We start from the raw sequence: 14,896 nt of genomic DNA, 5'->3' as shown, positions 1-14,896 counted from the left end.
CCCGGGGCGGGGTGGGGGCAACCCCCGCGTTGAACCCGAGGCCCGCACGGCGGCGAATGCCTGGCTCGGCGCTACGCGTGTCCGGTGAACATGTTGACCAGGCTGCGGGGTGCCTCGTCGCCGAAGAGCAGTTCGTGGAGGTCGGCTCCGTCGGTGGCGGCCGCGGCGCTGCGGGGAAACAGGTCCTGTTCGTATGCGGTGAGCGCGGTCTCGATGGCGTCGGGGTGCTCGGCCAGGGCCTTGCCGAGTTCCGCGCCGTCGTACATGGCCAGGTTGGCGCCCTCGCCGTTGGGGGCCGCGAGGTGGGCGGCGTCGCCGAGCAGGGTCACTCCCGGCACCCGGTCCCACCGGTGGTCGACGGGAAGGGCGTTGAGGGTGCGCAGGACCGGAGGGGTCTCGCCGTCGGTGATCAGCGCGGTGAGTTCCGGGGCCCAGCCCGCGAACTCCTGGGCGATCCGCGCGGCGGCCGCAGCGGGGTCGGTGAAGTCGATGGCGGCGAACCAGTCCTGCGGCTTGGTGAGCGCCACGTAGGTGTGCAGGGTTCCGCCGTTCTCCCGGTGAGCCTGGATGCCCTTCCCCGGTGCGAGCGTGAACAGTGATCCGCCGCCGACCGCCTTCGCGGTGGCCGGGTGCCGGGTGTCGGCGTCGAAGAGGTAGGTCTCGACGAACGATCTGCCGATGTACTCGGGTGTGGCGGTGGAGAGCAGCGGCCTGACCCGTGACCACGCGCCGTCCGCGCCCACCAGCAGGCTCGTGGTCGCGGTGCTGCCGTCGGCGAAGGTCACCTCGTGGCGGCCCTCGCCGAGGGCGCGGACACCGCTGACCTTGTGGCCCCACCGGACGGTGCCGGCCGGGAGTGAGTCGAGCAGCATCCGGCGCAGTTCGCCGCGCAGTACCTCGGGGCGTCCGCGCGTGCTGTCGTCGTCGTACAGAACGGTCCCGTCCGCGGCAAGGATCCGTGTTGCCTCGCGGCCCTCCAGGACGAGGCCGCGGAATGCGTCCATCAGGTCCGCCGCCTGGAGCGCCGGCTGGCCGTTGTCCTCGTGGATGTCGAGCATCCCGCCCTGCGAACGCGCCGTCGGCGAGGCCTCCGCCTCGTAGACCGTCGCCGGTATGCCGTGGACGTGCAGGACGCGGGCGAGGGTCAGCCCTCCGAGCCCTGCGCCGATGATCGTGACGTGCGTGGTCATGGTGACTCCTTGAATGTCGTACGCCTGGCGGGTGGGCGCCCGGCAGGTCGGGGCAGGCCAGGCGTGGTTCCCTCTGGAACGTTGTTCCATTCCAGACTGGAACGGCGTTCCATGAATGTCAAGCTGGAACGGCGTTCCAGGCGTGTGCCAGGATGGGCGCATGGCAACCAGGACACGTCGTCCAGAGCGACGGGACGAACCGCTCTCCCGGGAGCGCATCGTCGAGGCCGCGATCGAGCTGCTCGACACGGCGGGCGAGCGCGGGCTCACTTTCCGCGCGCTGGCCGAGCGCCTCGCCACCGGGCCCGGCGCCATCTACTGGCACGTCACCGGCAAGGACGAACTCCTGCATGCCGCCGCCGACGCCGTCGTCACCGGCACCATGAGCGCCCACACCGCGACGACGACGCCGCAGGACGCGATCCGCGCCCTCGCGCTCGGCGTCTTCGACGCGATCGACGACCACCCGTGGATCGGCACCCAACTCGCCCGCGCGCCGGGGCAGTCACCGATGCTGCGGGTCTTCGAACACCTCGGGCGTCAGGTCCGAGCGCTCGGAGTCCCCCACCCCGCCCAGTTCACCGCCGCGTCCGCGCTCCTGAACTACATCCTCGGCGTGGGCGGACAGAACGCGGCCAACGCCCGCGGAGTCCAACCGGGCACGAACCGGGCCGAGTTCCTCGACACCGCCGCGACCGCGTGGGCGGATCTCGATCCCGACGAGTACGCGTTCACCCGTGACGTCGCCGACCAGCTACGCGATCACGACGACCGCGCGGAGTTCCTCGCCGGCGTCGACCTCATCCTCGCCGGAATCGCCGCCCGCTGACGCAGCGGAGTACGGGCGGCAGTACGGGCGGCGGCCCTGTCGCGCGCCTAGCGCGCACGTTCGCCGGTGGGCAGCAGGGCCAGCGTGGCGACGACTGCCCGGTGGTCGGTGCCCGGTACGGTCCGTTCGCCGACCGAGAGGCCCGCCAGACCCGATCCGTGCACGACGTGGTCGAGATGGACCAGAGGCGGCAACAGGCTCTTGTTCGCGGGCCAGGTGCGGGCCCAGCCCTCGCCGAGTTCGGCGTGCGTGTCCGTGAGCCCACCGGAGGTGAGCAGGTCCCGCATCGGTGCGTGATCGACCGTGGCGTTGAAATCGCCCAGGAACACGGTGTCGGGACCACTGTCGCGGGCGACGGCGGTCAGGGCGGTCATGTCCCGGGTCCAGCGCTGAGCGTCGCCGAGCGGGTAGTACGTGTGCACGGCCACCAGCCGTACGGTGCGCCCGCCGACCGTCACCTCCGCGGTGGTCTGGGGCCAGGCGGTGTCCGCCTCCAGCGGCCCTCCGCGTGTCAGCGGAAGGCGTGAGTAGAGCGAGGAGTCGTGCTGGGGCTGGAGTTCCTGGTGGGGCAGAACCTTGTCCAGACCGGCTTCCGCGAGCGCGGCGATCCCGGCCGAGGTCAGCTCCTGCACGGCCAGGACGTCTATGCGTTCGGACTCGACCAGCCGCACCAGCGCACGCGCGTCCTCGCCGCCGACGTGGCTGTTGAGGGTGGCCACACGCAACTGGGGTGCCTGCGCCGGGATGTGCGGCTGGTCGTGCGCCACGAACCGCGGGACCAGCAGCACCACGTACGCGGCCGCGAGCAGTGCCGCGCCGATGACCGGCCAGCGAGAGCGCAGAGCGGGGACGGCGATGACGGTGACCAGAGCGAGCACGCTGATGACAGCGGCGTAGGGGAACAGGACCACCGGCACGGCGAGCGGGGTTCCCGCATCGAGGCCGGTCAGCCGCACCATCAGCAGGACCGACAGCATGGCGAGGAGCACGCCACAGCTGATGGGCCCCCACCTGCGTCCGCGGCGGCCGGTCTCCCGGTTTCCGCCGGTGGCCGCGCGGCGCGTGCGTACAGCAGTGTCCATCGCCCCTCCCCTCTCCTCGCGCCAGAGTACGGGCGGCGATCACCGCGGCTCTTGCCAGGGGACGGCGTCAGTGGCTGGACGGTGCCAGATGTGCGCGCTCTCCCTGCGCTCCGAACAGGGCGAGCAGCTCCGCCGGTTGGCTGTCGGCGCTGCCGATCCAGTGCGGGATGCGGGTGTCGAACTCCGCGGCCTCGCCGACGCCCATCTGGAACTCCCGCTCGCCGAGGACGAACCTGACGCGTCCATCGAGGACGTAGAACCACTCGTATCCTTCGTGGGTCTGCAGGTTCAAGGTGGGCGATCGGCCCGCGGGCGGATAGATCACCTTGTAGGCCTGGATGCCGCCGGCCCGCGGGGTCAGGGGCACCAGCACCAGACCGGATCGCCGCACCGGCCGCAGGTGGACGCGCGGGTCGCCGGTGGGTGGCGCCGCGACGAGATCATCGAGCGGTACGCCGTGCGCCCGGGCCAGAGGCAGCAACTGCTCGAGCGTGGGACGCAGCTTGCCGTTCTCGAGGCGGGACAGGGTGCTCGCGGTCAGGCCGGTTTCGCTTGCCAGCGCCGCCAGTGTGGCGCCGCGCGCCTGACGCAGGGCTCGCAGGCGTGGCCCGACTCCGGCCAGCACGTCTTCCGCGGGGTTGTCCCTGCCGCTGGCCATGCCACTGTCCGTGCCGTTGTTCATGCCGTTGTGTATGCCGTTGTTCATGGCCCCGATAATGCGGATCCGCAACATTTCTTGCAAGGGCGGAACGGTGGTGTCGATGCTGTCGGTACATCACCGGCGTCGCGGGTGCGTATCGGATCGCGCTCGGCACGCCGGCCGACGAAGGGGCATCTCCCATGGATTCCACCCGGCGCCAGCGACCCACCACCACCGATGCTGCCGCCGATGCCGCGGGCGACCAGAGCACAGCGGGCGACCAGCGCGCGGCGGGCGATGACGCCGCACGGTTCTGGGAGCGGCACTACCGCACCCGGCCCACCGGGGGCGCACGCGTCAACCCACTGCTCGCCGAGACCGCCGCGCCGCTGCACCCCGGCACCGCCCTGGATCTGGGCTGCGGCGCCGGCGGTGACGCTCTCTGGCTGGCCCGGCGTGGCTGGCACGTCACCGCCGTGGACATCTCCACCACCGCCGTCGAACGAGTACGGGAACACGCCCGCGGTCTCGGCATCGCGGACCGGGTCACCGCCGAACAGCACGATCTGGCCGACAGCTTCCCGGCCGGACAGTTCGATCTCGTATCCGCCCAGTACTTCCACACACCGTTCGCGCTGTCCCGCAGCCGGGTGCTGCGCACCGCCGCACGGGCGCTGCGGCCAGGCGGTCTCCTGCTGGTCGTCGACCACGGCTCCACCGCGCCCTGGTCGTGGAACCAGGACCCCGACATCCACTACCCCACGCCCGCCGAGGTCGCCGCCGAGCTTGATCTCGACCCCGCGCGCTGGTCCGTCCTGCGCGCCGACATGCCCCGCCGCCCGGCCACCGGACCCGCCGGTGAGAGCGCCACCGTCATCGACAACGTCCTGCTCGTCCAGTGCGCCGCCGGATGACCGCCCCACGACCGTCCGAACCCCACGCCGAACCACACGACTTCGCGTCGGAACGGAGTGACTCGATGCCAGACAACCGTGCGCGGCAATCCCCAACTCGGGCGAAGGCGAAGCCGAAGTCGACGGCCAAGGCGAGGGACACCGGCCCCCCGTCGGCCGGCGCCGACGAGAAGGCCACCCTGCGGGGCTTTCTCGACTATCTGCGGACCTCGGTCGCGGACAAGGTGGCGGGTACGCCGGAGCCGCAGGTCCGTACGGGCGGAGTGCCCTCGGGCACCAGCCTTCTCGGGCTGGCCAAGCATCTGGCGTGCGTCGAACGGTTCTACTTCCTGGGTGAGGACGCCGGCGACTGGGTCGCGACCCTGCGGCCGTCCGCACAGGACACCGTCGACGGCGTCCTCGCCGACTACCGGGAGGCCGTCGAGCGGGCGAACCAGGTCATCGACGCCTGCCCGGATCTGACGCTGCCCGCCCCGCGAGCCCCGCGCCGAGGGCCGGCGCCTTCGATGCGGTGGGTTCTGGTGCACATGATCGAAGAGACCGGTCGGCACGCCGGTCACGCCGACATCCTGCGCGAGCAGATCGACGGATCCACCGGCCGCTGACCCGCCGATCTGACGGGACTGGAGGACCTGGGCATCCGGGTGTCCCATCGGCGCCGCCCTGTGGCCGAGCACCACAAATTCTTGTTTCGACAGGCTTCTATGTTGACAGGCTTCGATTCAAGTTCCAAGCTTGTATCGAGAAACGCCAATGCAGCCGGAGGAGCCCTGCCATGAGTGAGCAGAACACCGACCTGCGCGAGACCGTCCGCGAGCGCTACGCCGCGGCCGCCGTCCAGGTCACCGCGGGCGGCACCGCGTGTTGCGGCCCGCAAGCGATCGAGGTCGACGACAACTTCGGTTCCACTCTCTACGGCGCCGACGAGCGCGGTGCCCTGCCCGCCGAGGCGGTCGCCGCCTCGCTCGGCTGCGGCAACCCCACCGCCGTCGCCGACCTCCACGAAGGCGAGCGCGTCCTCGACCTCGGCTCCGGAGGCGGCATCGACGTCCTGCTCTCCGCCCGCCGCGTAGGCCTCACCGGCAAGGCCTACGGCCTGGACATGACCGAGGAGATGCTGGCCCTGGCCCTGGCCAACCAGAAGAAGGCCGGCGCCACCAACGTCGAGTTCCTCAAGGGCACCATCGAGGCCATCCCCCTGCCCGCGAACACCATCGACGTCGTGATCTCCAACTGCGTGATCAACCTGTCCACCGACAAGCCCGCCGTCTTCGCCGAGATGATGCGAGTCCTCGCCCCCGGCGGCCGCATCGGCATCTCCGACGTCGTCGCCGACGACACCCTCGCCCCCGAACAGCGGGCCGAACGCGGCGACTACGTCGGCTGCATCGCCGGCGCGCTCTCCTTCGCCGAGTACCGCCAGGGCCTCGAAGCCGCCGGATTCACCGGCATCGAGATCACCCCGACCCACGCGGTCGCCGACGGCATGCACTCCGCCGTCGTCCGCGCCGCCAAGCCCATCCCCGGCGAAGCCTCCGCCCCCGAGAGCCTCGCCGCCGAATCGTGCTGCGGTGTCACCGCCTGCTGCACTCCTGCGGACTAGTCCGCCGATCCGCCCGGCACGTCACCGGAGCCAGGCAGACGACCGGAGGCGAACCTGGTGCGGCGTGTGGGGCTCCGCCACGGACGGCGTGTGGGGCGCCGTCAGGGACGGCGGCCCGCAAGGACGCAGAACTCGTTCCCCTCCGGGTCGGCGAGCGTCACCCAGCTCTCGTCGCCGGTCTGGCCGACATCGGCGGGGCGAGCACCCAGGTCGAGCAGACGGCGGACTTCTTCGTCCTGCTCCCTGTCGGTGGGGTTCACGTCGATGTGGAGCCGGTTCTTGATGGTCTTGCCCTCGGGCACCTGCGCGAAGGTCAACGTCGGCGGCACAGGGCCCAGGCGTTTGTTGCCTTCGGGCACCAGAGGGGAGCCGATGGTGACCACGCCCTCCTCTTCGTCCTGCACCTCGTAGTCCAGGACCGAGCACCAGAATCGGGCAAGAACGCTGGGGTCGGCACAGTCGATCGCGAGCTCGGTGAACTTGCTGGCCACGTCGGGACCTTCCGTCACGCCACGGGTCTGATGGGGTCGCCGACAAGTGTAGGTGCGGCAGGGGAAGTTGACTCCGGCGCGCGGACGCCCCTCCCTGGGGGACCACCAAGGTGCTTGTCGCCTCCGCACCCCGCGTGGAACTCTGAGCCGCCGTGATCGACATCCTCACACGGCACCCGGAAGGAGTCTGAACCATGCTGGACGGCTGCACCCCGCGCCTGCCCGAGACCATCGGCCGCTACTACGACCGCGGTTACTACCAGGGCGCCGCCCTTCCCCAGCTCCTGGCCGAGCACGCCCGCACGTTCACCACCCGCACCGCCCTCGTCCACGGTGAACATCGCCTCACCTACCGGGCGCTCAACCGTCGCGTCGACCGCGTGGCCGCCGGGCTCACGCTCCGGGGCGTCCGCGCCGGCGACCGGGTCATCGTCCAGCTGCCGAATGTGCCCGAGTTCGTCATCACGGTCTACGCCCTCATGCGGGCCGGCGCCCTTCCGGTGATCGCCCCCACCTCGTACCGTGCCGACGAGGTCGGGCACCTCGCCCATGTGACGGAGGCCGCCGCCTACATGGGCCCCGGCGTCCACCGCGGCTTCGACCACGCCAAGATGGTCGAGGCGATCAGTGACGACCATCCGCGGCTGCGCCGCGTCTTCACCCTCGACGGGCCCGACGGCACCTCAGGAGGCTTCGCCACCGCCCTCAGCGGATGTCTGTTCTTTCCCTTCAGCTCCCTGGACGCCCCGATGGACCCGGAGCGCACGTACGACCCCAACGACGTCGCGTTCCTCGTGCCGTCGGACGGAATCACGTCGGCGTCGGACGCGATCACGTCGCCGTCGGAGTGGGCCACGGCCGCGCCTCCTCTGGTCCCGCGCACCCACAACGACTACGCGTACCAGACCCGGGCGGCAGCCGAACTGATCGACCTGGGCCCCGAAGACGTCTACCTCGCCGCCCTGCCGGCCGGATCTGACGTCGCCTCCGGCCGCCCCGGCATCGTCGGCACCCTCGCCACCGGCGGCACGGTCGTGCTGCTCGACGACCCCGCCCCCGCCGACGCCTTCCGCGCGATCGCGGCCGAGAAGGTCACCGTCACCTCTCTGGACCCCGGTACCGCACAACAGTGGCTTGACGCCCTGGACGATGGCCCGTACGACCTCTCCAGCCTGCGCCTCATCCAGATCGCCGGCGCACGTCCGCACCCCGAACTCGCGGCCCGCATCCAACCCGCCTTCGGCTGCCGCCTCCAGCAGGTCTTCGGGAGGGCCGAGGGGCTGCTCTCCCTCACCCGCCCGACCGACACCGACGACGTCATCCAGCACACGCACGGTCGCCCCCTCTCGCCCGACGACGAGATCCGCATCACCGCCGCGGACGGCACCGACGTACCGGCGGGAACCCCGGGACAGCTCTGGACGCGCGGCCCCTGCACCCTGCGCGGCTACTACAAGGCGCCCGACCAGAACGCCCGCGCCTTCACCTCCGACGGTTTCCACAAGACCGGCGAGGTCGCCCGCCTCACCGAAGACGGCAACCTCGTGGTCGAAGGCCGTTGATCGCGGACTTCCTCCAGGTAGGGCGCCCAGAGGAAGTCGATCTCCTTGCCCGGTGGGGCGGTGAATGAACGCTTCCTCTGTCCCGGCCGTAGAACGGCCGGGGGTGGAACACGCTGCGGGACGCGCCCTTCCTGCAGGGGAAGGTCCATTCCTGGCTGGAGTCCTGGTTGCGGATGAAGATCCGGTCGAGGTACCAGCCCGGGAAGGGGACCTTGTTGTCGTGCCGGACCCGGACGCGCTGCACATCACCGAGTTCGGCCAAGTGGAGCGCGAACGTGTCAACCGCTCCCTGCTCGAAGTTGTTGCCGGCGTTGTCGGGTTGACCGCCGTGGAACATGGACCGCGGTGCGAAGCAGTTCAGGCTATGAGCAGGCGCAGGCCGAGGTCGGCCGCGTCGAGGGCGGCGAGGTCGCGGTTGCGCTCGGCCCACCGTCCGGAGTCGAGGTCGTCGCCGAGGCTCCGCACCGCCCGCCGCTCGGCCTCCGCTCCGACCCTCGTCCACACGGACATCGCGCGGCGCACGTGCTCCTCCAAGTACGCCTGCGGTCGGCGCCAATACGCTTCGAAGAGGCCGTCGGTGCAGTCCCACGGGATGGGGACCGGCTCCGCGCGGGCGCCGATCGTGTCGGCCATCCCCGCAAGCGAGGGAAATGCCGCCAGGACGGCGGCGAACTCGGGCAGGTAGTCGCGGGTCAGCCAGAACCGGTCCTGCCATCCGGGTTCGTCGGTGTCGAAGGTGAGCACCACCACGCGGCGGGCCACGCGCCGCATCTCGCGCAGCCCCGCCATCGGTTCCTCCCAGTGGTGAACGGTGGAGACGGCCATCGCGGCATCGAAGGACTGGTCCTCGAACGGCAGGCTCTCCGCGGCGGCGGCCACGCACGGCGCCGAGCCGGCAGGCCGCTGCGCCCGCATGACCGCCGACGGCTCCACCGCGGTCACGTCCCGGTCGGAGGGCTCGTAGGAGCCGGTTCCGGCCCCGACGTTCAGTACCGTCTGCGCGTCTCCGAGCGCGTTCCAGATCCGCGCGGCGATCCGCGGATCGGTGCACCGTGTCGCGGTGTAGGCACCGCCGATCTCGTCGTACAGCCGCGCACCGAACATCTCCAGTTGTTCCTCCGGCGTCACCTTCAGTCCCTTCGCCCGTGCCTCGAGTTCCCGGTCGATGGCCGACATCATGGCGTCGGCGCGATCACGCCGCTCCAGCAGCAGGCCACGCAGCTGGCGCAGGTGCGCGACCGCGTCGGTGGACGGGTCGCCGACCAGTTCGGCAATCTCCCGCAGCCCGAAGCCCAGCCGCCGGTAGGCCAGCACCTCCCGCAGCCGCTCCACGTCTCCCGCCGCGTAGGCCCGGTAACCGGCCGCGGTCCGCGCAGACGGACGCACGAGCCCGATCTCGTCGTAGTGATGCAGCGTGCGAACGCTGACGCCGCCCAGTTCCGCCACGCGCCCCACGGTCCAGTGATCTTCCACGGCACCGAGTGTGCGGCCTGACGCCACGTGAGGGTCAAGCGCCCGACTCCCAGCAGCAAGGGCGGCTCCCTGTGCGCCGTCTCCCCATCGGACACGCCGTGCCGAGTTTCGGAGAGACTGTGGGCTGTTGCATGAAGCACCGTGCAGGGGCGTTGGCACGGCGAGAGTTGGCCCGGCCGTCCTGTAGCCCCGCCCGACCTGGAGGAACGGACTTGAGGATCGTGACCCGGACCGTGGGCTACGCCACCGGCGGCCACACCAAGCTCCTCGACATCTATGCCTCCGGGCAGCAGGACACTCGGTGCGTGCTGCTGTGGCACGGCATGGGGCCCGACGAGCGTGACGTGATGGCCCCGCTGGCCCGGGAGATCGCCGAGTTGGGGCCCACCGTCCTTGTCCCCGACTGGCGTTCGGACCAGCCCGACGGCGGCCGGGCGCATCTGAGCGACGCCCTGCGGTTCGGCCGCGACTACGTACGTGAGGCGCGCGAGGCACCGGAGGACATGCACGGCCCTCGGCAGCTCGTCGTCGCGGGGTGGTCGGCAGGGGCGCGCGCCGCGCTCGGCGTCGCCCTGCAGCCCGAACTCTTCGACGGCTGGCGTCCCGCCGCGGTGATCGGCATCGCGGGCGGCTACCGGCTCCCGGCCCCCACCACCGGCACCGTGCCCCTCCAAGCAGTTGGCCCGGCAAAGACATCGGTGCCCATACGGCTCGTGCACGGGACCACCGACACCGTCGTGCCCGGCGAAGCCTCTCGCGAACTGCACGAAGCCCTCCGCGCACACGGCTGGAACTCCGAACTGACCGAGCCGGTCACCGACCACGCCGGGGTGCTGGGCTGCGTGTACGAACCCGCAGCGGGGCGGTGTCTGCCGGCGACCGCGCCTTCCGTACGCGACCTCGGGCGAGCGACGGCCCGCGTGATCGCGGGCGCGCTACCGCCGTTCACTTCGGCGTGAAGCGATTTCGCTGACGGCAATACCCCGCTCCCGGCCGGTCGCCGCGGGCCTAACGTGGCCGCATGCACTCACCGATCACGGGTACGGCCGCCGGCGTGCCGTTCACCGCGCTGCCGCCGGCCCACGACGACGCCACCCGGCTGATCGTCACCTGGCACATGCTGGACGCGCCACGGTCCGACGCCGCATTCGCTGCCGCGTTGCCGATGGACGACGTGCCTGCCTGGCGGGTGCACCTCGGCATGCCGATGTGCGGGGCACGCATGGTCGACGGCAGCATGGACGCCGGCCTGGAGCTGATACGGAAGGACGTACTGATGTCCTTTCTGGAGCCGCTCGTCCGGCAGGCGGTCGCGGAGTTCCCGGACGCGCTGGCATCGATCCGTGGTCAACTGCCGGTCGATGACGGCCCGATCGGCGTGCTGGGCGGATCGCTGGGCGGGGCCGTCGCACTGCGCATCCTCGCCGAGACCGAGATTCCGGTCTTCGCCGGGGCCGTCGTCAATGCCGCGATCCGCATGCGGTCCGTCGTCGGCCTGTTCCCGGGGGACTATCCGTATGACGCCACGTCAGAGAGGACCGTCGACCGTCTGGACTTCGTGGCCAAGGCGGGTGCCATCGCCCGTCGCGCGCCGCTCCTGGTCGTCAGCGGCGCGCTCGATCACCCGGGGCTGCGTGCCGACGCATCGGACCTCGTCGCCGCCCTCGGGGAGCGCTGCGAACTGCTGTCGATCCCCGGATTGGCGCATCCGCTCGCCGACGAGCCCGGCATAGAGCCCGCGCCACAACTACCGCTGGCCCGCACGGTGGACGACGGCCTCGTCCGATGGTTCCGGCGCCACCTCATCGACGCGCGCTAGCGAACCGCGCCGCCGGCAGCTCGCCTCCATGGATCGCCTCCATGGAGTCCATCATCGGTCGCCGGCAGCGCCCCTGGGTTTGCGCAGCAGCCACTGTCCGACCGTCCGCCGTGGGGGCCGCACCACGACGCGGCCATGGCTCTTCTTGCCGACCAGCTCCACGCGCAGCCTGATCGGAACACCAGGGTCCGGCACCTGACGGTTCTTGACCTTGCAGTGCTCCACGGCCAAGGCATCGGCATCGACCACCACGCCCGGCTTGGTGATGACCGTCAGGGTCTTGCCTTGCATGTCCACGTCGATCCGCAGCGTGTCCTGCGTGATCAGTGCCTGCGTGAAGTCGAGCGTCACGTCGCACCACGTCACTGCGAGCTCCAGCCTCCGCGGCACCACCCACTGGCCCACCCGTTCGACGGCGCTGAACCGCTGCTCGATCCGGAGTACGTCCTTGACCTCGGTCACGGACAGGCCCGCCCCCGCCATGGCCGACACGGACGGCAGGTCCGCCGTGAGCGTCGTGAGTTCGTTGACGGTCCGCGCCGACAGGGCGGCCTCCAGGCGCTCGTCCAACTCGTCCGAGGTCAGCCGCCCGTCCCCGGCCGCGACACGCAGCACGTCCACCACCCGGTCCCGATCCGCATGCGAGGCCCGCAGCTCAGGCGACGAGCCGGGACCGGAACGCTTCCCGGAGGGCGAGATCTCTGGCGACATGCTTCCGTCCTGGTTCCGTCGAAGGTCTTCGCGTGATGCGGCCGGCGGCACGACGAGAGGACTGACGCTATATCGCGGTACGAGGCTCGGCTAGGCCCGGTTCAGCTGTGACCTGTCCACCGACGAACGGCTGTCGATGTTCTTGGGGAGGCACACGGCCCCGTACAGCACGCGGCGCATGCGCCTGATGGTCCGCATCAGGTGATTCTCCTTCGATCCGTCTGCCATCCCTGGGCGAGCTCCTCTCGCGTGCCCCGCGGTGGCGTTCTTATGCCGGGGCCGAGGGCCTTTTCGGACGGTTCCTGGCCCACAGCCCACGCGGCGGCGAGGAACGGGCCTTTGGCACCGGCAGAGACAGGGCCTTGGTCCCCGGGATGGGTGAGGAAGGTCCCGGTATGCCACCTCCTGTGTGCGGAACCACTGCCGGGACCGCCAGAACCGGGTGCCAGACCGGATGCCAGAACCAGATGGGGAGAGGGCGCAGTGCCAAGGGACATCGGCGTGAGCAACGAGCGTGCGCAGCAGCAGCGAGAAGGGCCGGCTCCGCGGACAAGGGGTCAGGCTCGGGAGGCGGGGCGCGCGGGGACCGGCGTCAGGCCCTTCCGCCGGGCCGGAGGGCTGCGGCTGGTCCCGCCCGCCGGGCGAAGGCCAGCCCCACCGGCGCCGCTGGCCCCACCAGCTCTACGGGCAAACGGCCTGCCGCCGGGCTCTTCCGGCAGGCCGCGCGGCGCACCGTGCTGGCTGAGCCTGGCCTCACGGGACGCCCTGGCCGCCACGGAGTTCTACGCCCGGGTTCTTGGCTGGTGCCATGTCAGGATGCTCGACTCGCCGGTCCGGCCACGGTTCCTGGCGCTGCGGGCCGGAGCGCCGGTGGGCACCCTCAGCCAGGCCACGTGCGACCTGGGCGTCGGCACGGGATGGATTCCGTACTTCGCCGTCGATGACGTGGACGCCACGGTGGGCCGGCTGCGTGAGCGCGGCGCCACCGTGGCCGTCGGGCCGCTGGCCGGCCCCGCCGGGCGGCTCGCCGTGGCGGCGGGCCCTCAGGAAGCGGTGTTCGGCCTGCTCCAACAAACCCCCGACCAGCGCTGGACGGTGGGCGAAGGCCCCATCGCCCGGCTCGAGTTGCACACCCCGGACACCTTCGCCGCGGCCCTCTTCTACGGGGGCGTACTGGGCTGGGCGGGCGGCTCCGGCGCAAGCTGCGAGGTGGAGTACGCCCACGGGCGGATCGAGGTGCGCGACGGGCTGCGCACCGTCGCCGCGATCAAGGACGCCACGCCCCCGGGTTGGCACCCGTGCTTCCGCGTGGCCGACGTCGCCATGGCTGCCGTGGCGGCCGCCGGCTGGGGCGGACGTGTCATCTCACCACCGGAGGGGCCCCCTTGCCGGCGCGAGGCCGTGCTGGAAGACCGTGAAGGCAACCCCTTCACGGTCATCGCGAGCTGAGTTGTCGCGAACAGAAGTCGTCGCGAACAGAGTCATGCAGGACGAGAGTGTGGGGAGTCAGACGATGTTTGGGCAGGCAGTGGATGTGGGCGACGCCGCCGAGCCGACCGGGCAGGTGCGGGGCGAGGGCGTCGGACTGCCGCTGACAGAAGAAGCCGACGAGGCCGCGCCAAAGGACGCCCGGGAGTTGTCGAAGCTCTTCTTCGACCAGCTCCAGACACTTGAGGAGGGTTCCCCCGCCCACCTCTACACGCGCAACACCCTGATCGAGATGAACCTCTCCTTGGTGCACTACGTCGCCGGCCGCTACCGCAACCGCGGCAACGGCCAGCTGGAGGACATCGTCCAGGTCGGCACCGTGGGGCTGATCAAGGCAATCGACCGGTTCGACGTCGACCGCGGCTTCGAGTTCATCTCCTTCGCCGTCCCCTACATCCTCGGGGAGATCAAGCGGTACTTCCGTGACACCAGCTGGGCCGTCCACGTACCGCGCAGACTTCAGGAACTCCGTATCGAACTGGTCAAGTCCCAGGAGCGGTTGTCGTCCACGCTCGGCCGTGAACCGACGGTCAATGAGCTCGCAGCCGATCTCAGCGTGACCGAGGAGCAGGCCCTGGAGGCGATCATGGCCGCCAACGGCTACGCCGCCGGATCACTGGACAGCCCACGCGCCGGGGGCGATGACAGCGAGGCATCCGCCGACGGCCGCTCCCTCGCCGACGTCATGGGCGAGGCGGACCCGCCATTGATGTGTTCGAGGACCTGCACGCCCTGGCCCCGCTCCTGGCCGACCTCGACGAACGCGAACGCCGCATCATCGAGATGCGCTTCGGCCAGGAAATGACCCAGGCCGAGATCGGCGCCGCACTGGGCATCTCACAGATGCACGTCTCACGCCTCCTGTCCGCGACCCTCGCCTCCCTCCGCCTGGGCCTGCTCACCCACGACTAGCAGCGACGGCCTGCCCGAGCGTGCGCCGGCACAGCGTGCAGAGGTGGACGAGGCGGTCACCGATGGACGCTCCCACCCGGCGCATACGGCTCGCATACGGCTGCGGAACAGTGCTCAGGAGCCGAGCCCCCGCAGAGGCGACATTTGTACAAGACCGATGGCCCGCGAGCCCCGCATCATCC

15 protein-coding genes and 1 pseudogene are annotated in these 14,896 nt (G+C 70.9%); 9 read left to right on the top strand and 7 right to left on the bottom strand.

The features are described 5' to 3' along the window. Window positions 1–71: 71 nt before the first annotated feature. Window positions 72–1,190 carry an FAD-dependent oxidoreductase gene (locus tag ACZ6ZP_RS40570; protein WP_469410392.1) on the bottom strand — a complete coding sequence of 373 codons (1,119 nt, stop codon included), beginning with the start codon at window positions 1,188–1,190 and terminating at the stop codon, window positions 72–74. Between the two features lie 160 nt (window positions 1,191–1,350). On the opposite strand from ACZ6ZP_RS40570, the gene ACZ6ZP_RS40565 reads away from it, so the two are divergent. Then, a complete protein-coding gene (locus tag ACZ6ZP_RS40565) occupies window positions 1,351–2,019 on the top strand; it encodes a TetR/AcrR family transcriptional regulator (protein WP_468618344.1) in 669 nt (222 codons plus the stop codon). 47 nt (window positions 2,020–2,066) lie between these two features. Here the strand turns inward: ACZ6ZP_RS40565 and ACZ6ZP_RS40560 are convergent, their stop codons facing one another. Together ACZ6ZP_RS40560 and ACZ6ZP_RS40555 are read right to left on the bottom strand one after the other, a co-directional pair. After that, complete coding sequence (locus tag ACZ6ZP_RS40560; RefSeq protein ID WP_469410391.1) at window positions 2,067–3,101, bottom strand: endonuclease/exonuclease/phosphatase family protein; 1,035 nt, start codon at window positions 3,099–3,101, stop codon at window positions 2,067–2,069. A 67-nt stretch (window positions 3,102–3,168) separates the two neighbouring features. Continuing rightward, window positions 3,169–3,783 (bottom strand): helix-turn-helix domain-containing protein, encoded by a 615-nt coding sequence (locus ACZ6ZP_RS40555; RefSeq protein WP_468618375.1) that lies wholly within the window; start codon window positions 3,781–3,783, stop codon window positions 3,169–3,171. Window positions 3,784–3,941: 158 nt separating this feature from the next. Here ACZ6ZP_RS40555 and ACZ6ZP_RS40550 point away from each other — a divergent pair, with 158 nt between their 5' ends. The 3 genes from ACZ6ZP_RS40550 (at window position 3,942) to arsM (ending at window position 6,258) form a co-directional block, all read left to right on the top strand. Further along, window positions 3,942–4,655, top strand: coding sequence for an SAM-dependent methyltransferase (locus tag ACZ6ZP_RS40550; RefSeq protein ID WP_469410390.1), 714 nt, complete (start codon window positions 3,942–3,944; stop codon window positions 4,653–4,655). 65 nt (window positions 4,656–4,720) lie between these two features. Further along, window positions 4,721–5,260, top strand: coding sequence for a DinB family protein (locus ACZ6ZP_RS40545; protein WP_469410389.1), 540 nt, complete (start codon window positions 4,721–4,723; stop codon window positions 5,258–5,260). A gap of 170 nt (window positions 5,261–5,430) precedes the next feature. Further along, window positions 5,431–6,258, top strand: coding sequence for an arsenite methyltransferase (gene arsM, locus ACZ6ZP_RS40540; protein ID WP_361471109.1), 828 nt, complete (start codon window positions 5,431–5,433; stop codon window positions 6,256–6,258). A 101-nt stretch (window positions 6,259–6,359) separates the two neighbouring features. Here the strand turns inward: arsM and ACZ6ZP_RS40535 are convergent, their stop codons facing one another. Next, window positions 6,360–6,749, bottom strand: coding sequence for a VOC family protein (locus tag ACZ6ZP_RS40535; protein ID WP_351168278.1), 390 nt, complete (start codon window positions 6,747–6,749; stop codon window positions 6,360–6,362). A gap of 194 nt (window positions 6,750–6,943) precedes the next feature. On the opposite strand from ACZ6ZP_RS40535, the gene ACZ6ZP_RS40530 reads away from it, so the two are divergent. Further along, entirely contained in the window at window positions 6,944–8,311 is a 1,368-nt protein-coding gene (locus ACZ6ZP_RS40530) for an AMP-binding protein (protein WP_469410388.1), read from the top strand. Here ACZ6ZP_RS40530 and ACZ6ZP_RS40525 read toward each other — a convergent pair. Then, the gene (locus ACZ6ZP_RS40525; protein ID WP_469410387.1) at window positions 8,274–8,648 is read right to left on the bottom strand and encodes a PLAT/LH2 domain-containing protein; all 375 of its coding nucleotides are present in this window, start codon (window positions 8,646–8,648) and stop codon (window positions 8,274–8,276) included. The two genes, ACZ6ZP_RS40530 and ACZ6ZP_RS40525, sit on opposite strands and share 38 nt — an antisense overlap. A 20-nt stretch (window positions 8,649–8,668) precedes the next feature. Continuing rightward, complete coding sequence (locus tag ACZ6ZP_RS40520) at window positions 8,669–9,766, bottom strand: MerR family transcriptional regulator (RefSeq protein ID WP_469410410.1); 1,098 nt, start codon at window positions 9,764–9,766, stop codon at window positions 8,669–8,671. 239 nt (window positions 9,767–10,005) lie between these two features. Between ACZ6ZP_RS40520 and ACZ6ZP_RS40515 the strand changes: the two genes are divergently transcribed. Both ACZ6ZP_RS40515 and ACZ6ZP_RS40510 read left to right on the top strand, forming a co-directional pair. After that, complete coding sequence (locus ACZ6ZP_RS40515; RefSeq protein ID WP_469410409.1) at window positions 10,006–10,743, top strand: alpha/beta hydrolase; 738 nt, start codon at window positions 10,006–10,008, stop codon at window positions 10,741–10,743. 62 nt (window positions 10,744–10,805) lie between these two features. Beyond that, window positions 10,806–11,603, top strand: a complete 798-nt coding sequence (locus tag ACZ6ZP_RS40510; protein ID WP_351168029.1) for an alpha/beta hydrolase family protein — start codon at window positions 10,806–10,808, stop codon at window positions 11,601–11,603. A gap of 51 nt (window positions 11,604–11,654) precedes the next feature. On the opposite strand, the gene ACZ6ZP_RS40505 is transcribed toward ACZ6ZP_RS40510, so the two are convergent. After that, window positions 11,655–12,314 carry a DUF1707 SHOCT-like domain-containing protein gene (locus ACZ6ZP_RS40505; protein WP_351168031.1) on the bottom strand — a complete coding sequence of 220 codons (660 nt, stop codon included), beginning with the start codon at window positions 12,312–12,314 and terminating at the stop codon, window positions 11,655–11,657. A gap of 666 nt (window positions 12,315–12,980) precedes the next feature. Here ACZ6ZP_RS40505 and ACZ6ZP_RS40500 point away from each other — a divergent pair. Both ACZ6ZP_RS40500 and ACZ6ZP_RS40495 read left to right on the top strand, forming a co-directional pair. Next, entirely contained in the window at window positions 12,981–13,763 is a 783-nt protein-coding gene (locus ACZ6ZP_RS40500) for a VOC family protein (RefSeq protein WP_469410408.1), read from the top strand. Window positions 13,764–13,827: 64 nt separating this feature from the next. Then, window positions 13,828–14,714 (top strand): annotated as a pseudogene (locus ACZ6ZP_RS40495) (SigB/SigF/SigG family RNA polymerase sigma factor). The last annotated feature ends 182 nt before the right edge of the window (window positions 14,715–14,896 follow it).

Source organism: Streptomyces sp. NPDC054047, assembly GCF_055585065.1.
This window is presented reverse-complemented; position numbering and strand designations above follow the sequence as displayed.